19 protein-coding genes, 2 pseudogenes and 1 riboswitch are annotated in these 20,502 nt (G+C 51.9%); of the genes and pseudogenes, 13 read left to right on the top strand and 8 right to left on the bottom strand.

Annotated elements, in window-relative coordinates; translation table 11 throughout:
- Positions 1 to 11 precede the first annotated feature (11 nt).
- Complete coding sequence (locus AC2A1E_RS01790; protein WP_484382291.1) at positions 12 to 1,094, bottom strand: LacI family DNA-binding transcriptional regulator; 1,083 nt, start codon at positions 1,092 to 1,094, stop codon at positions 12 to 14.
- 350 nt (positions 1,095 to 1,444) lie between these two features.
- Between AC2A1E_RS01790 and AC2A1E_RS01795 the strand changes: the two genes are divergently transcribed.
- The 3 genes from AC2A1E_RS01795 (at position 1,445) to AC2A1E_RS01805 (ending at position 5,883) form a co-directional block, all read left to right on the top strand.
- Positions 1,445 to 2,752 carry an MFS transporter gene (locus AC2A1E_RS01795; RefSeq protein ID WP_484382292.1) on the top strand — a complete coding sequence of 436 codons (1,308 nt, stop codon included), beginning with the start codon at positions 1,445 to 1,447 and terminating at the stop codon, positions 2,750 to 2,752.
- A gap of 11 nt (positions 2,753 to 2,763) precedes the next feature.
- Positions 2,764 to 5,130: a glycoside hydrolase family 31 protein gene (locus AC2A1E_RS01800; RefSeq protein WP_484382293.1), complete on the top strand. Its 2,367-nt coding sequence runs from the start codon at positions 2,764 to 2,766 to the stop codon at positions 5,128 to 5,130.
- A 279-nt stretch (positions 5,131 to 5,409) separates the two neighbouring features.
- Entirely contained in the window at positions 5,410 to 5,883 is a 474-nt protein-coding gene (locus AC2A1E_RS01805; protein WP_484382294.1) for a RidA family protein, read from the top strand.
- A 75-nt stretch (positions 5,884 to 5,958) separates the two neighbouring features.
- On the opposite strand, the gene xseA is transcribed toward AC2A1E_RS01805, so the two are convergent.
- Positions 5,959 to 7,335, bottom strand: coding sequence for an exodeoxyribonuclease VII large subunit (gene xseA, locus AC2A1E_RS01810; RefSeq protein ID WP_484382295.1), 1,377 nt, complete (start codon positions 7,333 to 7,335; stop codon positions 5,959 to 5,961).
- Between the two features lie 169 nt (positions 7,336 to 7,504).
- On the opposite strand from xseA, the gene guaB reads away from it, so the two are divergent.
- The 4 genes and pseudogenes from guaB (at position 7,505) to AC2A1E_RS01830 (ending at position 11,681) form a co-directional block, all read left to right on the top strand.
- Positions 7,505 to 8,968: an IMP dehydrogenase gene (gene guaB, locus AC2A1E_RS01815; protein WP_484382296.1), complete on the top strand. Its 1,464-nt coding sequence runs from the start codon at positions 7,505 to 7,507 to the stop codon at positions 8,966 to 8,968.
- Positions 8,969 to 9,068: 100 nt separating this feature from the next.
- Positions 9,069 to 10,646, top strand: a complete 1,578-nt coding sequence (gene guaA / locus AC2A1E_RS01820; RefSeq protein WP_484382297.1) for a glutamine-hydrolyzing GMP synthase — start codon at positions 9,069 to 9,071, stop codon at positions 10,644 to 10,646.
- Positions 10,647 to 10,860: 214 nt separating this feature from the next.
- Positions 10,861 to 11,136, top strand: a pseudogene (locus AC2A1E_RS01825) (Arm DNA-binding domain-containing protein); the annotation flags it as partial.
- 32 nt (positions 11,137 to 11,168) lie between these two features.
- Positions 11,169 to 11,681, top strand: coding sequence for a GNAT family N-acetyltransferase (locus tag AC2A1E_RS01830; RefSeq protein WP_484382298.1), 513 nt, complete (start codon positions 11,169 to 11,171; stop codon positions 11,679 to 11,681).
- A 498-nt stretch (positions 11,682 to 12,179) separates the two neighbouring features.
- Here AC2A1E_RS01830 and AC2A1E_RS01835 read toward each other — a convergent pair whose 3' ends face one another.
- Positions 12,180 to 13,439 (bottom strand): type II toxin-antitoxin system HipA family toxin, encoded by a 1,260-nt coding sequence (locus AC2A1E_RS01835; protein ID WP_484382299.1) that lies wholly within the window; start codon positions 13,437 to 13,439, stop codon positions 12,180 to 12,182.
- On the bottom strand, positions 13,432 to 13,749 hold the full coding sequence (locus AC2A1E_RS01840; RefSeq protein ID WP_484382300.1) for a helix-turn-helix domain-containing protein: 318 nt from the start codon (positions 13,747 to 13,749) through the stop codon (positions 13,432 to 13,434). Before AC2A1E_RS01840 ends, AC2A1E_RS01835 begins: the two co-directional genes overlap by 8 nt.
- A 272-nt stretch (positions 13,750 to 14,021) precedes the next feature.
- On the opposite strand from AC2A1E_RS01840, the gene vapB reads away from it, so the two are divergent.
- From vapB to AC2A1E_RS01865, 5 genes are all read left to right on the top strand, one after another.
- On the top strand, positions 14,022 to 14,252 hold the full coding sequence (gene vapB / locus AC2A1E_RS01845; protein WP_473191635.1) for a type II toxin-antitoxin system VapB family antitoxin: 231 nt from the start codon (positions 14,022 to 14,024) through the stop codon (positions 14,250 to 14,252).
- Positions 14,252 to 14,656: a type II toxin-antitoxin system tRNA(fMet)-specific endonuclease VapC gene (gene vapC, locus AC2A1E_RS01850; protein ID WP_484382301.1), complete on the top strand. Its 405-nt coding sequence runs from the start codon at positions 14,252 to 14,254 to the stop codon at positions 14,654 to 14,656. Before vapB ends, vapC begins: the two co-directional genes overlap by 1 nt.
- Positions 14,657 to 14,945: 289 nt before the next feature.
- Positions 14,946 to 16,091 (top strand): transglutaminase-like domain-containing protein, encoded by a 1,146-nt coding sequence (locus AC2A1E_RS01855; protein WP_484382302.1) that lies wholly within the window; start codon positions 14,946 to 14,948, stop codon positions 16,089 to 16,091.
- A complete protein-coding gene (locus tag AC2A1E_RS01860) occupies positions 16,063 to 16,425 on the top strand; it encodes a mercuric transporter MerT family protein (RefSeq protein ID WP_484382303.1) in 363 nt (120 codons plus the stop codon). The genes AC2A1E_RS01855 and AC2A1E_RS01860 overlap by 29 nt, the downstream gene beginning before the upstream one ends.
- The gene (locus AC2A1E_RS01865; RefSeq protein ID WP_459401733.1) at positions 16,422 to 16,712 is read left to right on the top strand and encodes a heavy-metal-associated domain-containing protein; all 291 of its coding nucleotides are present in this window, start codon (positions 16,422 to 16,424) and stop codon (positions 16,710 to 16,712) included. The genes AC2A1E_RS01860 and AC2A1E_RS01865 overlap by 4 nt, the downstream gene beginning before the upstream one ends.
- Here AC2A1E_RS01865 and AC2A1E_RS01870 read toward each other — a convergent pair.
- Genes AC2A1E_RS01870 through AC2A1E_RS01880 form a run of 3 tightly spaced genes read right to left on the bottom strand, consistent with a single transcriptional unit; the run spans position 16,701 to position 18,397 of the window.
- Positions 16,701 to 17,144 carry a GNAT family N-acetyltransferase gene (locus AC2A1E_RS01870; protein WP_484382430.1) on the bottom strand — a complete coding sequence of 148 codons (444 nt, stop codon included), beginning with the start codon at positions 17,142 to 17,144 and terminating at the stop codon, positions 16,701 to 16,703. The two genes, AC2A1E_RS01865 and AC2A1E_RS01870, sit on opposite strands and share 12 nt — an antisense overlap.
- Positions 17,145 to 17,196: 52 nt before the next feature.
- Complete coding sequence (locus AC2A1E_RS01875; protein WP_484382304.1) at positions 17,197 to 17,667, bottom strand: SRPBCC family protein; 471 nt, start codon at positions 17,665 to 17,667, stop codon at positions 17,197 to 17,199.
- Positions 17,668 to 17,683: 16 nt separating this feature from the next.
- Entirely contained in the window at positions 17,684 to 18,397 is a 714-nt protein-coding gene (locus AC2A1E_RS01880) for a LolA family protein (protein WP_459401736.1), read from the bottom strand.
- Between the two features lie 305 nt (positions 18,398 to 18,702).
- On the opposite strand from AC2A1E_RS01880, the pseudogene AC2A1E_RS01885 reads away from it, so the two are divergent.
- Positions 18,703 to 19,412 (top strand): annotated as a pseudogene (locus AC2A1E_RS01885) (Fic family protein).
- A gap of 69 nt (positions 19,413 to 19,481) precedes the next feature.
- Here the strand turns inward: AC2A1E_RS01885 and yiaA are convergent.
- Positions 19,482 to 19,931 (bottom strand): inner membrane protein YiaA, encoded by a 450-nt coding sequence (gene yiaA / locus AC2A1E_RS01890; RefSeq protein ID WP_484382305.1) that lies wholly within the window; start codon positions 19,929 to 19,931, stop codon positions 19,482 to 19,484.
- A 441-nt stretch (positions 19,932 to 20,372) separates the two neighbouring features.
- Positions 20,373 to 20,467, top strand: a riboswitch (TPP riboswitch).
- Positions 20,468 to 20,502 lie beyond the last annotated feature (35 nt).

Genomic DNA, 20,502 nt, shown 5'->3' on the forward strand with positions numbered 1-20,502 from the left:
TAGTTCCAGGCTTATACATCATACAGGCGGTGATCGTGAGTGCTTACCGCCGGTGTCACCTTATTAGGGCTGAGGCGCTTAACCGAAGCCCGCATCACCAACCGCCCGCACAGCAGCATATTGCACGGTGGCGCATCTGGCCGCAGCATACGGCGCTGCAATAACCCAATGGCTTCCATCCCCAACTCATCGCGCGGTACGTGCACCGAGGTGAGTGGCACATCGTGGATTTCTGCCAGATTAAAACCGTCGGTGCTCATCACCGAAATATCCCCCGGTACGCTGAGTTGCAATTTCTTGAGGGCGTTTACTGCGCCGACGGCCATATAGTCACCGCCGATCAGGATGGCGCTTGGCAAGCGCGCACGATCGTCAATGCTGTTGATAAAGGTGGTGAGTGCCTGCTCGGCCTCTTGGCTGCCAAAACCGGAGGTAGTGATCAGGTGCTGGCCATCATCGAAGGGAATATTATGCCGCACATAGGCCTGTCGGATGCCCGCCAGACGCAGCTCCATAGTGTTACGACGCAGGCATTGCAAGTTGAGGATGCGGCTATGGCCTTGCTGGAACAGATAGTTGGCAGAGTGTTCACCAATTAATTGATGATCGGGTGAAACGCTGTCCAGCCGCATCTGGCGATCCGTGCAGTTAATCAGCACGCAGGGTTTATTCAGATCGGCCGCCAGCGTATGGATATGCTCATCATCAATGCCGATAATCAGCGCCGCTTCGGTCTGCGGATCGCTCATCTTTTCCATAAACAGTGCGCTGTCACTGTGGATTTCCTCCAGCCCGCAGTAACGGAGCCGTACTTCATGCTGTGCCAGTGCGGCGGTGATCCCCTGAATCACCTTGTAATAGAAGATATCGGTACGCACGTCGAAGGCGCGCTGTGGCGCAAACACCATCACATTGTTCAGCATCAGCCTACCGCTGGAAAGGCCTTGCAGAATGCCGTTCTGCTGTGCGCACTCCAGCACCCGTTGCCGTGCAGCTTGGCTGGTATTGGCTTTCCCTGCCAACACGCGGGAAACGGTACTGATGGAAAGGCCGGTTTGGCGGGCAATTTCCTGTATTTTCAGCTTTCCGTTCATTCTGTGATCTCCTTCAAATTCGTCCGTGAGAATATTTTCACCGTATTTTCTGGCTTGTCAGCGGCTTCCGGCTGCCATTATGGCGATATTTTAACTTGCTGATGAAAATTTTTGCAAAAAACGTCATTTCGATCCCTCGCTTCACTGGTTAGTCTGCTTTGGCACACCAATTTTATCGATTTATCAGGCCAATTCATTGGGCTGGATTACAAGTAAAACAAATTAAATCATAGGGTTGTCATAATGGCGACGTTGTATTTGTGAGCGTTATCACAAGAGTTCGCTGTTAACACCTCCGATAGCAAAATGTGCTCTACCAAAAAGGTGCATCGTCACCACGGAGATTCGAGATGAGCGTAGAAATCGAACAAACTGCTGCGCGCAGCAGCGCCCGTAAATTTAAATCGTTACGCTGGTGGATGCTGGCGCTATTCCTGCTGGGGGTGACGGTTAACTACATTACCCGTAACTCACTGGGGATTCTGGCACCGGAACTGAAAACCAGCCTCAATATGACCACCGAACAATATTCCTGGGTGGTGGCCTCGTTCCAGTTGGCTTATACCGTATTCCAGCCGATCTGCGGCTGGTTGATTGACGTTATCGGCCTGAAGATGGGCTTCCTGATCTGCGCCAGTATCTGGGCGGTGGTTTGTATGATGCACGCCGGGGCAGGCACTTGGTTGCAACTGGCGATCCTGCGTTTCTTCATGGGGGGAGCGGAAGCGGCCGCCACACCGGGCAACGCCAAAGCGATTTCCGACTGGTTCCCGAAAAAGGAACGGCCGATTGCCGCAGGTTGGGCGGGCGTCGGGTTTTCCATCGGTGCGATGCTGGCCCCGCCGATCATCGTCATTGCGCACGTTTCTTTTGGTTGGCAGGGGGCATTCCTGTTCTCTGGCGCATTGGCGCTGGTGTGGGTGGTCCTGTGGTGGGTGTTTTACCATTCCCCTAAAGAGCACCCGAATCTGAGCCAGAAAGAATTTGATCTGATCCATGAAGATAACGAACCGGTGCTACCAAAGTTGCCGTTCTTCAAATCGCTGGCGATCCTGTGCAGAAACAAAAAATTCTACGGTATCGCTATCCCGGCGTTTCTGGCTGAGCCTGCCTGGGCGGTATTCAGTTTTTGGGTTCCACTTTATTTGGCTACCGAGCGCGGTATGGATCTCAAACAGATCGCCATGTTTGCCTGGTTGCCGTTCCTGGCGGCGGATATTGGTAGCGTTGCCAGTGGTTATCTCACCACGCTGTATCGCAAATGGTTTGGTTGTTCACGGGTGAACTCGGTGGTGGCAAGTTCGGTCACCGGGGCTTTTATGATGGTATCGCTGGCGTTTGTGGCGATCACTAAAGATCCCTATATCGCCATTGCGTTGATCTCCGTTGGCGGCTTTGGTCACCAGGTGATCTCCTGCATGTTGAGCGCGCTGGTGGTGGAATCGTTCGATAAAAACCAGATGGCGACGGTTAACGGCATGCGCGGTTCCAGCGCCTGGATCGCCAGTTTCCTGTTTACGCTGCTGATCGGTGCGGTTTCCGACACTGTTGGCTTCAACCCGCTGTTCGTCGCCATGGGCTTCTTCGATTTGATCGGTGCCATGTTCCTGATTGGCCTGATCGCTGAACGCGGTAAGAAATCTTCACCTACTGTTTAAGCTGAGTCTCTATGAAAACGTTAAAGAATTGGACATTGGCGGGGCAATACGCCGATCACATTGAGTTGCTGGTGGATGAGCGGCACCTGTTCTGCCTCTACGTCTTGGAAAACTCACTGTTCCGCGTGCTGATCAAACGCAATGGCGAACTGGCGTTGAACCGCACCTGGAGTATTGCCCCGGAAGGAGATGTTCCGTGGGAAGGGCGGGATCGCCTCAGCGTGGCGGGTTTTGGTCTGCCCGGTTACCAATTGCAGCGCAACGGTGAAAGTTTGACGTTGATCACCCCGCAACTGCGCGTGACGGTGCATCAACCGCTGTGGCTGGAGTGGGAATATTGTAATGCAGAGGGGGAATGGCAGCCGTTGGCGGCGGATCGCCCCACCAGTGCTTATCTGCTCAATGCGCACGGCGACGGGGTGGCGCATTATCAGCGCCGCTTTGCCAGCGAGCGTTACTATGGTTTGGGGGAAAAGACTGGCGATCTGGAGCGTAGCGGCCGCCGTTTTGAGATGCGTAATCTGGATGCGATGGGTTACAACGCCGCCAGTACCGATCCGCTCTACAAACATATTCCATTTACCATTACCCGCCGTGCAGACGTCAGCTTCGGGGTGTTTTACGACAACCTGAGCAGTTGCTGGTTGGATCTTGGTAATGAGATTGACAACTATCATCTGGCCTACCGCCGCTATCAGGCCGAGGCGGGGGATCTGGATTACTATCTGTTCCTCGGCCCGAAAGTGCTGGATGTCACCAAGGCGTTTGTGCGCCTGACCGGTAAAACGCACTTCGGGCCGAAATGGAGCCTAGGCTACAGTGGTTCCACCATGCACTACACCGATGCACCGGACGCCCAGCAGCAGTTGCAGCAGTTTATCCAACTGTGCAGGCAACACGATATTCCCTGTGATTCGTTCCAGCTCTCTTCCGGCTACACCTCGATTGGCAACAAACGTTACGTGTTCAACTGGAACTACGACAAAGTGCCGCAGCCTGAACAGCTCAGTAAAGCCTTTCACGATGCCGGGCTGAAGCTGGCGGCGAATATCAAGCCTTGCCTGTTGCAGGATCACCCACAGTATCAGCAGGTGGCAGAGCAGGGGTTGTTTATCCGAGATTCGGAAAGCAACAGCCCGGAACGCTCAAGCTTCTGGGACGATGAAGGTTCGCACCTCGATTTCACCAACCCGGACACTGTGCGCTGGTGGCAACAGGGCGTTACCGAGCAACTGCTGGCCAAGGGCATTGATGCCACTTGGAATGACAACAACGAATATGAAGTGTGGGACGGCGAAGCGCGCTGCCACGGCTTTGGTCAGCCGATCGCCATCAAGCATATCCGCCCGGTGATGCCGTTGCTGATGATGCGCGCCTCGCTGGAGGCACAGCAGCGTTTTGCGCCGCATTTGCGCCCTTACCTGATCTCCCGTTCCGGCTGTGCTGGCATGCAGCGCTATGTGCAAACCTGGAGCGGTGATAACCGCACCAATTGGCAGACTCTACGTTACAACACGCGAATGGGATTGGGCATGAGTCTTTCGGGGTTGTTTAACGTCGGGCATGACGTCGGCGGTTTTTCCGGTGATAAGCCGGATGCCGAGCTGTTTGTGCGTTGGGTACAAAACGGTGTGATGCATCCACGCTTTACCATCCATTCATGGAACGACGACGCGACCGTCAACGAACCCTGGATGTATCCAGCCGCCACGCCGATGATCCGTGAGGCCATCAACCTGCGTTATCGCCTGATGCCTTACTTCTACACCTTGCTATGGCTGGCGAGCACCGACGATGAGCCGATGCTGCGGCCAACGTTCCTCGATCACGAGCATGATGAACGTACCTGGCGCGAAACCGATGACTTCCTGATTGGCCGCGATCTGCTGGTAGCCAGCGTGGTGGAGCAGGGGCAGCGCCAGCGTGAGGTTTATCTGCCGGACAACGGCGATGGCTGGTACTGCTTCTACAGCGGCCAGTGGTACAGCGGCGGTCAAACTATCGTACTGGATGCTCCGTTGGAGCGTCTGCCGCTGCTGGTGCGCGCCGGTGCTGCGTTGCCGCTGTCGCAGCGTTTGGGCCATGTGGATATCGCCGCAGACGATCGCCGCGAATTGCAGCTATTCCCCACCAAAGGCTGTGGGCGCTCTGCTGGGATGTTGTTTGAAGACGATGGTGAAAGCTACGGCTGGCAGCAGGATAACGCGCTATGGCTACTTTGGCAGGCGGTGAGCGACAATGCACGTATTGAGCTGACCATCACCACCGAAGGGCACTTTAAACCGGCCTGGCAAACGCTGGATATCACGCTGCCCGCCGGTGAAACCCGTGAGCTGTGGGTGAATGGGTTGCGCTGTAATAGTTATGCGTTGAGTTAAAGATGATGTTAAAGGCCTAAAACCTTGGCCGTCATTGAACCGATCCCCAAAGGCATATTCCATACTGCCCTTGGGGATAATTTTTTGGCTCTTGCAGGCTGTTAACCATAGCGTTTTCTTTAGGTATATTTCCCATAAAAGAACTGTTATATCCCTTTTTATAAGAAATTGTATCTATATATTTACATGTAAAAAAACTAACGTGTTTACTTTTCAAAAATAAAGAAATGATATCTGGTTGACTAATTTAGGTAATATCTATCACATGGAGAGATGATTGTGGCTAAATATATATCAATATTTTTAATGGCGATTTTTATTTACGGAAGTACCTCTGCCATCGCTAAAGATAAACCTCACGAGGGTGAAAATAGAATTACCTTTTTTGATTCAGGTAAGTTTACCGGGCTACCCTTCTCTGACGGGGTTAAAGTGGGTAATTTACTGTTTCTTTCTGGGGAGATTGCTTCAGAAAGACAACCTGATAATACCTTTAAAGTTATTCCTGGTGGTATTAAATCCGAAACGAAAAGAATTTTTGAAAATATCAGAGCATCGCTGAATGATAAAGGGTATGACATGAAGGATATTATCAAGTGCACGGTAATGTTAGCTGATATGTCGGAATGGGCCGAGTTTAACGAAGTCTATCAAACCTTTTTTAGCAAACCCTATCCTGCACGCAGTGCATTTGGCGTGAGCGGTTTGGCATTAGGCGCTAAGGCTGAAGTGGAGTGTATTGCTGCCAAATAAATGTAAATCTCATGTGGCTGTATCCGCTAAAAGAGCGGGATACAGCCCCGTTTCACCGCGGCAAGATTATGGTCACTATTCAACCGCGCGCTTCTTGCGTGGTTTCTTTGCTACGGTGATGGTTTTCACTTCGCTTTCCACCCAGCCATCTTGCAGACGGGTTTTCAGCATTTCCCCGACTTGCGCCTGCTTGGTGGTTTTCAACAGTTCGCCACGCGGCGTTTGTGTCACGCTATAGCCGCGTGCCAGAGTGGCTAATGGACTAACGGTTTCCAACTGGCTGCAAGCCACGCCAAAGCGCTGACGATAGCCGTTGAGCTGCCGTTCCAGCCCTTGTTGCAAGCGGTATTCTTGCTGTTGCAGGCGCTGCTGCAAACGGTGGATCCGGCCCATTGGCTGAACTTGACCCAAACGCTGCTGAGCGCGTTCGCTGCGGCGTGAGGAGAGCCGCAATTGCTGCTGCATACCTTCTTCCAGGCGGCGTTGTAGCTTGAACAACAGCGTCTGCTGCCGCGCCAGGCGCAAGTGTGGGTGCTGCTGTTGCAGACGGTGATTGATACGGGTGAACTGCTGTTGCCGCTGTGCCAGATAATAGTCCATCGCCATTTCCAGCCGTTGCTGCTGCGACTGCAACTGGCGCAACAGCTCAAGCTGGTTGCGGCTGATCAGCTCGGCGGCGGCGGAAGGCGTCGGTGCGCGCAGGTCTGCGACAAAATCGGCGATGGTGACGTCGGTTTCATGGCCGACGGCGCTGACAATCGGAATATGGCTGGCGAAAATCGCTCGCGCCACGCGTTCGTCGTTAAAGCTCCACAAGTCTTCCAGCGAACCCCCGCCACGGCCGACGATCAGCACATCACACTCATCACGGCGGTTAGCGGTTTCGATGGCGCGCACGATCTGCAACGGTGCTTCTGCGCCTTGCACAGAAGTAGGATAAATCACGATCGGCAGGGAAGGATCGCGCCGTTGCAATACTTGCAGAATGTCATGCAGCGCCGCACCGCTGGCGGAAGTGATCACACCGACGCATTGGGCAGGGCTGGGGAGCGGTTGTTTGAACTGCTGATCGAACAGCCCTTCGGCCGCCAGGTGCTGTTTCAACTGTTCGAACTGCTGTTGCAGCAGGCCGTCACCGGCGGGTTGCATGCTTTCGGCAATCAGCTGATAGTCGCCACGCGGTTCATACAGCGTGATGCTGGCGCGTACCAAAACCTGCTGGCCATTTTGCGGGCGGAAGGTGGTGCGGCGGTTGCTGTTGCGGAACATCGCACAACGCACCTGCGCACGGTCATCCTTCAGCGTGAAATACCAGTGGCCGGAAGAGGGTTGGGAGAAATTGGAGATCTCGGCAGAGAGCCAAATCTGCCCCATTTCCATTTCCAACAGCTGTCGAACCGTCTGATTCAGGCGGCTTACGGTAAAAATGGACGGTGAAGTAGGTAGCGACATGTGACCCAGATCAAATTTCAAAACAAGCACTTAATTGGTCGATACTACAGCGCCGGAACAAGTAATCAAGAGTTTTTGTGAGAAAGTGCTGGAGGCAATCGATTACGCCCTGTAGAATGCCACGGCAATATTTTATCCTTTCCGCATCCACCTTGGTGAGATATTGCCCATGCTACGTATCGCTAAAGAAGCTCTAACGTTTGACGACGTTCTCCTGGTTCCAGCCCACTCCACAGTTCTGCCTAATACCGCAGATCTTGGCACCCAACTGACCAAATCTATCCGCCTGAATATCCCTATGCTGTCCGCAGCCATGGATACCGTCACCGAATCCGGCCTGGCCATTGCGCTGGCGCAGGAAGGCGGCCTGGGCTTCATTCACAAAAATATGTCTATTGAGCGCCAGGCGGAAGAAGTCCGCCGTGTGAAAAAACATGAAAGCGGCGTGGTCACGGACCCACAAACCGTTACGCCTTGCACCACGCTGGCCGAAGTCAAAGAGCTGACCGCCCGCAACGGTTTTGCCGGTTACCCGGTGGTGGCCGAAGACAACGAACTGGTGGGGATCATTACCGGTCGTGACGTGCGGTTTGTCACCGATCTGAACCAGCCAGTCACTGCGGTGATGACGCCGAAAGAGCGTCTGGTTACTGTCAAGGAAGGCGAAGCGCGTGAAGTTGTGCTGCAAAAAATGCACGAAAAACGCGTTGAGAAAGCGCTGGTGGTGGATGATAGTTTCCATCTGATCGGCATGATCACCGTAAAAGATTTCCAGAAAGCAGAACGTAAGCCTAACGCCTGTAAAGACGAACACGGTCGCCTGCGCGTTGGCGCAGCGGTAGGTGCCGGTGCCGGTAACGAAGAGCGCGTTGATGCGCTGGTGGCTGCCGGTGTTGACGTATTGCTGATCGACTCCTCGCACGGCCATTCTGAAGGTGTGTTGCAGCGCATCCGTGAAACCCGTGCCAAATACCCGGATCTGCAAATCCTTGGCGGCAACGTGGCGACCGCAGCCGGTGCTAAGGCCTTGGTGGAAGCCGGTGTCAGCGCGGTAAAAGTAGGTATTGGCCCAGGTTCTATCTGTACCACCCGTATCGTAACCGGCGTTGGCGTACCGCAAATCACCGCGATTGCCGATGCGGTAGAAGCGCTGGAAGGCACCGGGATCCCGGTGATTGCCGATGGTGGTATCCGCTTCTCGGGTGATATCGCCAAAGCGATTGCTGCTGGTGCATCCTGCGTCATGGTGGGTTCGATGCTGGCAGGAACGGAAGAATCTCCGGGCGAAATCGAGCTGTATCAGGGCCGTTCGTTCAAATCTTATCGTGGCATGGGCTCCTTGGGCGCGATGTCCAAAGGCTCTTCAGACCGTTACTTCCAGACCGATAACGCCGCTGATAAACTGGTGCCCGAAGGTATTGAAGGCCGCGTGGCGTACAAAGGCATGCTGAAAGCCATCGTGCACCAGCAGATGGGCGGCCTGCGCTCCTGCATGGGCTTGACCGGCTGTGGCACGATCGATGAACTGCGTACCAAGGCTGAATTTGTGCGTATCAGCAGCGCCGGTATTCAAGAAAGCCACGTGCATGACGTGACCATTACCAAAGAGTCACCAAACTACCGTATGGGCTAATGTTTTGTTCTCTCCCTAGGGAGAGGCGTGGGTGAGGGGAAATCCTTCACCCCAAATACATTTTTTTGCATTTTTTCTTTGTTGCTGGAATTTGCCTCACATGTCAAAAAATATTCATAAGCATCGCATCCTCATTCTGGACTTTGGTTCGCAATATACCCAACTGGTTGCCCGCCGCGTGCGTGAGATCGGCGTTTACTGCGAACTGTGGGCCTGGGACGTCAGCGAAGAGCAGATCCGCGAATTTAACCCAAGCGGCATTATTCTTTCCGGTGGCCCGGAAAGCACCACCGAGCACAACAGCCCGCGCGCGCCAGAATACGTCTTCACCGCCGGTGTACCGGTATTGGGCGTGTGCTACGGCATGCAGACCATGGCGATGCAGTTGGGTGGCCAGGTTCAAGGCTCTAACGAGCGTGAGTTCGGCTATGCGCAGGTAGAAATCACCACCAAAAGCGCGCTGGTGCGCGACATTGAAGACGCCGTCAGCCCGGCGGGCAAACCGCTACTGGATGTGTGGATGAGCCACGGTGACAAAGTGACCGCCATCCCGGCCGATTTCGTGACCGTAGCCAGCACCGATACCTGCCCGTTCGCCATTATGGCTAACGAAGAAAAACGCTTCTACGGCGTGCAGTTCCACCCGGAAGTGACGCATACCCGCCAGGGCCAGCGCATGCTGGAGCGTTTCGTGTTGGACATTTGTGGCTGTGAAGCCCTGTGGACGCCAGCCACCATCATCGAAGATGCCATTGAGCGGCTGCGTGAGCAGATAGGTGAAGATCACGTGATCCTCGGCCTGTCCGGCGGCGTAGATTCTTCCGTTACCGCGATGCTGTTGCACCGCGCGATCGGCAAACGCCTGACCTGCGTGTTTGTCGACAACGGCCTGCTGCGCCTGAACGAAGCCGATCAGGTGCTGGAAATGTTCGGCGATCACTTCGGCCTGAACATTGTGCACGTTGCGGCAGAGAACCGCTTCCTGAGCGCGCTGGCGGGTGTGGATGAGCCAGAGGCCAAGCGTAAAATCATTGGTCGCGTATTTGTCGAAGTGTTCGACGAAGAAGCCTGCAAGCAGAGCGAAGTGAAATGGCTGGCGCAGGGCACTATTTACCCGGACGTGATCGAATCTGCCGCTTCTGCTACTGGCAAAGCACACGTGATTAAATCGCATCACAACGTGGGTGGCCTGCCGAAAGAGATGAAGCTGGGCCTGGTTGAACCGCTGAAAGAGCTGTTCAAAGACGAAGTGCGCAAGATCGGTCTGGAACTGGGCCTGCCGTACGACATGCTGTATCGCCACCCGTTCCCAGGGCCAGGTTTGGGCGTGCGCGTGCTGGGCGAAGTGAAGAAAGAGTACTGCGACCTGCTGCGCCGTGCCGATGCGATCTTCATCGAAGAGCTGCACAAAGCGGACCTGTACAACAAGGTCAGCCAGGCGTTCACCGTGTTCCTGCCGGTGCGTTCCGTCGGCGTGATGGGCGATGGCCGTAAATATGACTGGGTGGTTTCACTGCGTGCGGTAGAAACCATCGACTTTATGACCGCGCACTGGGCGCACTTGCCGTACGAGTTCCTCGGCCGTGTGTCCAACCGCATCATCAACGAAGTGAACGGCATTTCCCGCGTCGTTTATGATATCAGCGGTAAGCCACCGGCGACGATTGAGTGGGAGTAAGTTTTTAGCGTCTTCTGAAGGCCGTTGATGTCTTGAAAAGCCAGTTAAATCAAATGATTTACTGGTTTTTTGTTTTTTGCGAGCCATCAAAATCCATTGAAATCCGCTCTCTGATACCGTGACTTTTGACGGTATCGCTTTGCATTGCTTGTGGTAGATTGGAAAACATACCGTTTAGGTTGACGGTATTTTTCACAAGTGTGAGAAGGCGAAGGTGCTGACGGATAGCCAATTAAAAGTGCTGAAAGCAAAAGATCGGCTTTATAAAGTTGTCGATCGTGATGGGCTGTATGTTGCCGTGTTACCTTCTGGAACCGTGTCGTTTCGTTACGACTACAGCATAAATGGCTGGCGTGAAACGCTCGTACTCGGCAGGTATGATCAGATAACGTTATTAGATGTACGGGAAAGATGACGCGAGGCAAAGAAGCTCATCGCTCAAGGGCTATCTGATGCATTTGTTGTTGAAAAATGCCTGCGGGAATTGCGGCAAGAGTCCGAGTAGATTGTGAGGCAAGGCGAGTGCAAAAAGAATACACCATAGAACAGGCCAACGCAGATCATGCCCCGTTGCTGGGTGCAATTGAAATTGCGGCTGCGAGTATTTTCCCTCCAGGCTCCATACCGGATCACATCCGCTCAGATTCTGTACCGATAAAGATATTGCTCGAGGCGGTGCAAAAAGGACTGCTCTGGGTGGCCCTTGCCGAGGACGGAAGTCCTATAGGCTATGCGCTTGTGCAGTTGGTTGAAGACGCCGCGTTGCTAGCTCAAATGGATGTGCATCCCAAGCATATGCGCAAGGGGATTGGTTCCGCGCTTGTTATGCGGGCTGTGGAGCATTTGCGCTTGCTCAACAAAAACACTTTCTACCTGACCACCTTTGTTCACGTGCCTTGGAATGCCCCATTTTATGCAAAACTGGGTTTTGTGGTGATGACTGGCACGAAGGAACCTCCATTCCTCAAGGATATTCTTGAGGAGGAAAAGCGCTATGGCTTAGCAAACCGTACTGCCATGCGTTTGGAGATATAGTCCCGTTCTTTCATTTTTGTCTCTTGGGGATTTAAGCTTGACTGGAATGCCTGACGCTGGCGGCAATACCGGGGGATAGGTGTTTAATCCTCCGGTAATTGCCTCGCGGCGAACGAGGTTTAGGTGTGCTAGCACAGAGCTATTTGCTGCAAAGGTGCTGTCACTGCTTCGCAGTGACAGCACTCACCACCCGCGCAAGAATATGGGTTAGCGCTGTACCGTTATATTGCAACGGCGGCTTCTGCTGATATCGCGGCACGTTACACCTCAGGCATTGTCAGTGCCTGTGAACGGCTACAGACGACGCCTTACAGTGGCACCGGTAGATTTGACGGCATTAATATTTTGACTGGTAAATATTTATTATAAATCAGTTGATTAAGTAGACTTTCAACGATTGAGTGGGAATGAGTTAAAGTCTGGCACAACTACGTACAAAACCCCCCCGTTTAAGTCCGCGTAATTGCGGGCTTTTTTGTTTCTGCAACCGGTGTAACCCTAGCGCAGCAGAGCAAGGTTTTGGTCAATACGGCCCTGGATCATGCGCAGAGTGTCTCGGGTGATAACCTGTGGCAGCAGGTGATCGGCGATCGTGGCAAACTGACCTGCGACATCGCAAATGCGGGCAATGATGCGGCTAGCGGCCTCCGCTGAAACCTCAGCCTCCTCAGCAAGTTGGAGCATGGCAGCGCGTTCGATCGCCAGCGCCTCACCCATCACGTCCATCTGGTGGTATCCACCGGGCCCCTCGCAGAAGGTCACGTCGTAGGCGGGTGCTAGCTTCCAATCGCCAGTTGGCGACATCAGATAGGCGAAGTTCTTGGGGTGATCGTCTCGATTGTTGAACGCGACATTGAAGGCGGCACGCTCGAAAGCGAATGCTTTTTCGCGCACATCGTTGGTGCACATCTGGGTTGCGCGCAGGAAGTTAACGTAGTCTAAAACTCCTGAAACCTGGTAGTCGGTGCCGGTAAAAGCAGCGAGGCTTTGCATGGGGATGCGTAGATCGTTTTGGCGGTCAAAGCGTTTACTGGCGAACGCCGCCATTCCTTTGGGCAGGCTGAAATACTGCGTATCTGGGGTTGGGATGCCACACATACGCAAACACTCGGCATAGACCATCTCGATAGCGCACACTTCTGCATGTTCCTCTTTGGCTGGGAACTTGACTAGCCAGGCTTCGAAGCCCTGTGTGGCAGCGGTTGTAAACTTTCCGGTTTGAGGATCGCGATAGATTAGCGCCTTCGGTCTGGCACCCTGAGGTGAGCCACCCACCTGCAACAAACGCTGCAGAAATACTCCATCGTTACCATGGAGCACCTCCTGCACTTCGGTGGCAAGCAGGTCGAGTGGGATATGCACACTTGACGCCAATCCCTCGGGCACCACAGGCTCGAACGACATAGCCCCCATAGCATTGCTGCCAATGTACGTCAGTCGTTCCAATGGGCCGATGCGTGCGGTGGTAAGCCCGCGGCGCCTGAATAATCGGTCCATCAATAGCATGCCCCAACCGTCAGGCAACGAGTCATAGACTGGCCCTGGCAGGCCCAATTGGTGGAGGGGGAAACCGCGACGCAACTGAGTTCCTTCCAGCGGTAGGGTGTAGGACGATAACTCGAAACCCCTTTGCCTTGCCTCATTGCTGTACTCAAACATAATCTGCGGGCGGCCGGTGAGGGCCGTCGTAGACATCAGCGTACCCCAGAGCCACCGTTCACCCCAGCCTTCGTAGTAAACGTTCACTTGCTCAAGCATTGTTGGGCTTCCTCTTACTACGGTGACGATTGGCGCTGTTTTCGTAGCGGCGAATGTCTTCGAGGCTCTCTAACTTAGGCAGGAACAGATCTTCGAGTTCCTTGGTTCGGCCAAGAACCATCGCCACGCGAACCACGTTCTCGAAGCCGACATTACGCCCGGCTTCCAGATTGGACACGGTATTGGTGCCGATGCCTGCGCGGCCAGCCACATCCGCTTGAGTCATCTGTTGCGCCAATCGTTCAGTGCGCAAGCGCTCACAAAGTCGTTTGACAATCTCACTCGGCTTTTTGAAGCTTAAATCCAACATATTGTGAGAATCTCCAAATAAAGCGAGTTAGTACCCAAAATTATAGAATTAACTAGAAATCTGAGCAAGTTCCATAATTCTCTTAATTAGTGTTTTAAACTCGGAAAACGAATTTAAAGCATGATTTATTGGATTTATCCAGAAAAGAGAAACTCCATCAGATTCAATCCGTAATGCTGTAACTCATTTATTCTCGATGTATATCCCATTGACATATCCCTTGATTTCCCTATGCTGATGATCGGTACAAAACATCACCACAGGGGGTAATGATGGAGAAAACGACGGTGTTTAAAAGCAACCGCAGCCAGGCGGTACGCTTGCCAAAAGCAGTGGCCTTACCTGAGGATGTCAAACATGTGGACATCGTTGCGGTTGGCCGGGCGCGTATTATTACGCCAGCGGGCGAGGGGTGGGACAGTTGGTTTGATGGCGATAGTGTGACACCAGATTTTATGGTGGCGCGTGAACAGCCGGGAGAACAGGATAGGGAAGCGTTCTGATGCTCAAATACATGTTGGATACCAATATCTGTATCTACACAATTAAAAACAAGCCTCAGGCGGTACGTGAAGCATTTAATCAGCACTATGGCCGCATGTGTATCAGTTCTGTAACGCTGATGGAGCTAATCTACGGCGCGGAGAAATCCAGCAACCCAGAGAAGAACCTGAGGGTGGTGGAAGGTTTTACCGCCAGGCTTGAGGTGCTGAGCTATGGTAATGATGCCGCCATCCATACCGGGCAGGTGCGCGCCGAACTGGCGAAGGTTGGTACGCCCATTGGCCCGTATGACTGCATGATTGCGGCTCATGCCCGCTCGCAGGGGTTTATTTTGGTAACCAATAACACACGTGAGTTTGTTCGCATCAATGGCCTGCGTCTTGAGGACTGGAGCCTTTACTGAACCCCTGGTTGCGATTCAGGCAAAGAGTATTTTAAAGCGCAGGGGCAGTTCTTTACCTTCCAGTGTAGTACCTTACTTGAGCGGCTCTGTTGCAGAATACTGATGCAGGGTTTTAGTTATTCTTGATACCTCTCCACTTTCTCCCATGGCATTTACCGTATATTTCCTTTCATATCCCGATGCCTGATCAGGCGGCAAGTGTGTTGTTTTGTGCTGACAGGATGCGTACTATCTTTCCTCGCCGGCGCTGGGCAAGGCTTTGGCGTTATCTGACAATAAAGGAAATGTGATGGAAAGGCGTAATTTTCTCAAGGGTGCTGCTGCGTTATCTTCTTTTGGTCTGATTAGTCCTGCCTGGTCTGAGTCGCGTAAAGCTGACATACCGGCGGCAACCTGCGTAGATAGAAGAAGACGTTTCGTGATGACGCAGACTTATCGGCTGAAAGCGCCAGCAGGCTCTGAAGGTAAGGCTAATCTGTGGATCCCGGTACCGGAAGACACCGCCTTTCAGCAACTGAAGCACATTTCCTTTTCTGGCAACTATCAGCAGGCTTATCTAACGGCCAATAACCGTTACGCGGCCAAAACGTTGTTTGCATCCTGGCCGGATTCAAAAGGCCCGATGGAAATGAAAGTGGAAATGCTGATTGAAACCTTGGACTGGGAACCGTTAAAGAACAATCAACTGTCCGCATGGCATCTTCCTGAAACCGAGCTGGTTTTCCCCGCAGAGGTACAACCCTATCTCAACGCTACTCCTCATATCCCGGTGGATGGGGTGGTGAAAGAAACGGCGCTGAAGATTATCGGTAGCGAGAAGTCACCTCTGAAGCAGGCGCGGTTAATCCATGATTGGGTAAGAACCCATATGCATCGCGACGATTCGGTGATCGGCTGTGGTAGCGGCGATGTGGGCCAAATTCTCAAAACCGGCAATCTGGGCGGGAAATGTACCGACATTAACTCCGTTTTTGTTGCGCTGTGCCGTGCCAGTGGGATCCCGGCGCGTGAGATGTTTGGTATTCGCCTGGGAGCCACCCGCAAGCTCATCAACTATTCGAAGAAGGCGTTCGGTAGCTCAGACGAACAGGGCGTGGCGAAAATCAGTGGTGGGCAACACTGTCGGGCCATGTTCTGGCTGGCGGGTTTCGGCTGGCTACCGGCCGATCCGGCCGATGTCACAAAAATGCGTTTAACTGAGAAAAAAGAAAACGGTGATCCAGCCGTTGAGGCCGTCAGTGATTATCTGTTCGGTAACTGGGAAATGAACTGGGTGGGCTTTAACTATGCCCGTGACTTTGCGCTTTCGCCAGTGGCAGAACAAGGTGACCTCAATAACTTTGGTTATCCTTATGCTGAAGTGGATGGCGATCCGTTGAACTTCTACGATCCGGCTGAATTTAGTTATGACTACGTCTCTGTCGAACAGCCTTAAGGGCAGCGTGGTGACGTTGTTGGCGGCTCTGCTTGCAGCCGCCGCATCGACGCTTTGCTGCCTTGGCCCGCTGCTCTATTTGGTGTTCGGTATTTCCGCTGCCGGATTGACGGGGATCCCGGCTCTATCATGGTTGCAGTTACCGATGGTGGTTCTCTCTGTCGGTTTAATGCTGAGAGGATTCTGGCGGCTTTATCTGTCGCCACGTCCCGTTTGTGTGAATGTCGTTAGCCGTCGAGTATTGATCTGGCTTTATTGGTTATCGGTGCCGCTGCTTTTGGCTCTGATGACCTATCCGTACGTATTACCCTGGTTGTGGGAGTTGATGGAATGAAGAAGCGCTTTTTTCTGATGCTGGCTCTGGTTTTAATGGCACCGCAGGCATGGGCTGAAAACCAAAAGGTCACTATCGATATCAAAGATATGACATGCTCGCTCTGCGTTATCTCCATCAATAAGGCACTGCGTGCTACTGACGGCGTTATCAAGGCTAAAGCCTCTCTGAAAACGCATCAGGCAGAGGTGATTGTGCCAGAAGGTTTTGATAATCAGACATTACTGACGGCGATTTCCCGCACCGGATATACCGGTGAAATCCAAGGTGTGGCTTCAGCTCCGTAGTGTATTTTGTCCTTTTGGGCAGTGCAGCAGATAATATTCCTCACCGCCGTCACAACCGGCCGCAATATTCTGCCAACCATGCTTATGATAAAACGCCAGGGCTTTTTGGTTTTTCACCAGGCATTTTAGCGAGCCGGTCGACGTAAAGGTGCGTTCGGCCGCATGCAGCAATGCGCTGCCGATGCCCTGCGGTGGTAGATCGGGGTCGACATACAGGTGATGAATGAAATTGTCAGCGCGGTGAATCGATACAAATCCCAATAGTTTTCCTGCCTTTTCTGCTACCCATATTTCTTCACCCCGCGTTGAGCGATCGAAATCCTCCAATTGGTAATGGCGAGTGTCGCGCCAAGTAAAGGTCGCTCGGCGTGCAGCAAGGTACAGAACGCTCAGAAATGGGCGATCTGCCTCTTGGTAGGGTCTTATCTGCATGGTGTTTCCTTTGCATTGCTTGGGGATGTCGTAGGGTAGATCGTTATCAGCATCAATCCATTTCAACGCGGGTTCCTAATTTACGAGCCAGTCCTCTAGCCCCTTCGCGCATCACGGCATAATGATTCCAGCGGAATAATGGTGCTATAAGCGGTGCCAGGCAGTTCATCCACAATGCATTGGTTCGGATATCCCAATGGTAACAAGCGAGGGTGTCAGTGCCGTCATAAGAGAGGATCCACCGCCCAATCCCTTCAACTTCACCACTGGCTTGCCCTTCAAGAAGCTGTAAAGGCACGATATTTAATATGCGAATATCAAAAGTTATCCGATAAGGGAGAACGCCCTTCCAGGTATGGCGATGCAATGCGCCGATACCAAGCACATCGCCTTTTTCTATCTCAACAATCTGCACTAAGTTTTTCCACCAATTTGGCCAGACATCAGGATGGTAAAGAGCATCCCATACCTCTTGCAGTGGTGCTTTGATTCGCCAAGTGGTGGAAAGCTGATACTCAGCCATGCAGTTAAACTCCGCATCAAGGGGTAAAGAAATTATCGGGAAATCGAAGGTTGAACACTACTGCATCCATAAATACGGTTTCTATGATGTGACCATTAATGCCATAACTCACGACTTTGACAGGGAAACTATGGCTATTCTCCAACCAGAGTTCAGAGCGGTGAACTCCGCTGACTGTGAAACCGCTTGGGCCATTGATCGATACGTGCAATACGGGTTGCCCCAACAAGATTTCTTTACCAACAATGGTGGTTTTACCCCCTTGCTGCAGGCTGCGGATATTGCGCAGTAACGTGCCAACATCCGATTGATCCACCTGATGGCCGTTCTGATCGCGTATCAACGCGTCTGTCGGTGAAAGATTTAGCACCGGGAATTGATGTAGACCGAATGGCCATAGGCGAACCGTGCCGCTACTTGGGTTATAAACCAGAACCGCACCCGGATGAGGCTCAGTAAAATCCATCCGCACATAGCCGGGCTTGCGATAGCTGTATCGAATCACATTATTTTCACCCAGGGCCGATTGGGAAACGATCTTAACCTGATAGGATTCAAGCTGCTCAAAATGTTGCTGGGCAAGAACAATAGGGTCTGTGCTGTTTGCGCTGAACAGCGAAGAGGGGGCAACATCCGTAGCACTAGCAGCATAGGCCGCGGTGCTTGGTATCAATACGGTCACGAGTAACAATATTGAGTTGATTAATTTGCTGATAGTTTTCACCTTCATTGTGTGAACTGACCAGAAAGGATAATTTCCTCATATTTATAATTAAATGTAGGACTGGTTACAGGTAATAAGCAAGAGGGTTGGTTGCTTTTAATTATTTGATTTATTTTATGAAAGTATCGAATGAAGGGTTTAACTGCCGCATATTTGAGTGGTAGTGAATAAAAATACCTCATTAAATAGGTTGAAGCTAAGTGAAACCAGTCAACTGCTTGATATTTAGTACTCAACACACCATGATTTGCGTAGTGTGAGGGCTGGCAAGGTGATTCTGGGCCTGTTTTTTTGATAATGAGGGGAGCACGATGGCAGGTTATCAACCGCCTTATACCATAACACCAAACATTCTGAATCAGGTGGTTGAGGTGGGGGAGCTATTAGGCCGTTGGGCTGCGCAGGCTGAACAATCTTCCCCTTTGCTACGTAAAGAGAACCGTATCCGCACTATCCAGGCATCATTGGCTATTGAGCACAACAGTCTGTCTACCGAACAGGTTACTGCGATCATGGATGGTAAACGGGTATTGGCGCCGGCAAAAGATATTCAGGAAGTTCGTAACGCGATCCTTGCCTATGAAAAATTGCCTGACTGGCAGAGCCATCGGTTTGATGACTTACTGGCAGCACATCGTTTACTGATGGTTGGCCTAGTGGATGCGCCAGGTCAGTTGCGCAGTGGTAATGTTGGCGTGTATCGGGAAAAGCAGCTGATTCATATGGCTCCGCCAGCCAATCAATTGCCGCGTTTAGTCAGCGATCTGCTGACATGGTTACAGCACACTGATATCCACCCGTTGATTGCCAGTTCCATATTCCATTACGAATTTGAATTCATCCATCCGCAGAACGCATCTTAGCTGCTGTCACCGCTAATCCTTCCATGACTATTGTGCAACTTGCTGGTGAGTTGAAGGTAAGTAGCCGTACGATCGAGCGCACTATCAAGGTATTACAGGAGGAAAAACGATTAGCAAGAGTTGGGTCGACTAAGAGCGGTTACTGGCAGGTTGTTTAAACTTATTATATGGTAAAGATGATATTTATATGGGGTAATAATCAGGGGGTTAACCCCCTGAGCAATACATTATTCTACCGTTACATCTTTATCTACGCTGTATTCAGCTTCGCTGCCGTAGTTTTTGGCCGCATCGCGGGTATTTTTCTGCACCGCAATGGCGCCAAACAGGCTAAGAAAGAAGGAGACACCGTAGAAACCTTTCTCACTTAATAATAATTTGGCATTCCACAAACCGATGCATAACAGGCCTACGGCAATCGCAAAAGCCACCCAGCAAGTAATACTATAAATATGAGTCACTGGAATGCCATCTTGCTGATCGCGGACCGTCTTTTGAATGGTTATGGCGGTAAACAGGCCCAATATCAATACGGCGAAATAATAGCCTTTTTCATTCAATTGCATTTCCGCATTCCACAGGCCCAGCAGAAACACGCCAAAACCGCCGAGGAGTGCTGCCCAAGAGGCGAGAACGAAAGCAAACGAGGTGGTGTTTTGTTGTGGTACAGAACTCATTATATGTATCCCTAAATAACAAGACGAACTCCCTGCTCCTAAGCCAGTACAACGGCAGCTTATGAGGTCGGGAGCAATCTACCCGATCTCTGTTTATTAATGCAATAGAATAAGCTTCAGATAATGAGTATGTCTGATCGTTCCTGTTGGGGATCATATCGACATTAATTTTTAAGTATTAATCGCGCTAATTTTTCGGCTGCCTTGTCAAGTTTCAATTTGAGTTGTGATGCATAATCAGCACAAAACATAAAGAATGACGTCATGTTTAATATGGAAAATGCATGCATTATTTTTTGAAATTTATCCTGCAAATATATTCCCTGTCATTAAGCTAAATAGGCTCAACCTGGAGTCTTCCCTAAAATGGGTTTACAGCCCCAGGTTTGGCGATTATCCTGATCGACGTTGGCGAGACAGCCAACAAAAATTTAATGATTTTTCAATGACTCGGGGTGCCGATGTAATCGGCTGAGAATTTACCCGTATTACCTGATCTGGATAATACCAGCGTAGGGAAGTCTCGGTATCTCAACCGGTACCCGCCTTCTTGAACGCCGGTTGGGAGCAA

The organism is Serratia sp. HNCC26DJ206 (assembly GCF_057180605.1).

Excerpts from the sequence above, each read along its gene's own strand:
- yiaA (WP_484382305.1), bottom strand. The coding sequence starts at position 19,931 with ATGAGTTCTGTACCACAACAAAACACCACCTCGTTTGCTTTCGTTCTC.
- AC2A1E_RS01870 (WP_484382430.1), bottom strand. The coding sequence starts at position 17,144 with ATGCAGATAAGACCCTACCAAGAGGCAGATCGCCCATTTCTGAGCGTT.
- AC2A1E_RS01795 (WP_484382292.1), top strand. The coding sequence starts at position 1,445 with ATGAGCGTAGAAATCGAACAAACTGCTGCGCGCAGCAGCGCCCGTAAA.
- AC2A1E_RS01865 (WP_459401733.1), top strand. The coding sequence starts at position 16,422 with ATGAAGAAGCGCTTTTTTCTGATGCTGGCTCTGGTTTTAATGGCACCG.
- xseA (WP_484382295.1), bottom strand. The coding sequence starts at position 7,335 with ATGTCGCTACCTACTTCACCGTCCATTTTTACCGTAAGCCGCCTGAAT.
- AC2A1E_RS01800 (WP_484382293.1), top strand. The coding sequence starts at position 2,764 with ATGAAAACGTTAAAGAATTGGACATTGGCGGGGCAATACGCCGATCAC.
- AC2A1E_RS01855 (WP_484382302.1), top strand. The coding sequence starts at position 14,946 with ATGGAAAGGCGTAATTTTCTCAAGGGTGCTGCTGCGTTATCTTCTTTT.
- guaA (WP_484382297.1), top strand. The coding sequence starts at position 9,069 with ATGTCAAAAAATATTCATAAGCATCGCATCCTCATTCTGGACTTTGGT.
- vapC (WP_484382301.1), top strand. The coding sequence starts at position 14,252 with ATGCTCAAATACATGTTGGATACCAATATCTGTATCTACACAATTAAA.
- AC2A1E_RS01790 (WP_484382291.1), bottom strand. The coding sequence starts at position 1,094 with ATGAACGGAAAGCTGAAAATACAGGAAATTGCCCGCCAAACCGGCCTT.
- guaB (WP_484382296.1), top strand. The coding sequence starts at position 7,505 with ATGCTACGTATCGCTAAAGAAGCTCTAACGTTTGACGACGTTCTCCTG.
- AC2A1E_RS01835 (WP_484382299.1), bottom strand. The coding sequence starts at position 13,439 with ATGCTTGAGCAAGTGAACGTTTACTACGAAGGCTGGGGTGAACGGTGG.
- AC2A1E_RS01860 (WP_484382303.1), top strand. The coding sequence starts at position 16,063 with ATGACTACGTCTCTGTCGAACAGCCTTAAGGGCAGCGTGGTGACGTTG.
- AC2A1E_RS01875 (WP_484382304.1), bottom strand. The coding sequence starts at position 17,667 with ATGGCTGAGTATCAGCTTTCCACCACTTGGCGAATCAAAGCACCACTG.
- AC2A1E_RS01840 (WP_484382300.1), bottom strand. The coding sequence starts at position 13,749 with ATGTTGGATTTAAGCTTCAAAAAGCCGAGTGAGATTGTCAAACGACTT.
- AC2A1E_RS01880 (WP_459401736.1), bottom strand. The coding sequence starts at position 18,397 with ATGAAGGTGAAAACTATCAGCAAATTAATCAACTCAATATTGTTACTC.
- vapB (WP_473191635.1), top strand. The coding sequence starts at position 14,022 with ATGGAGAAAACGACGGTGTTTAAAAGCAACCGCAGCCAGGCGGTACGC.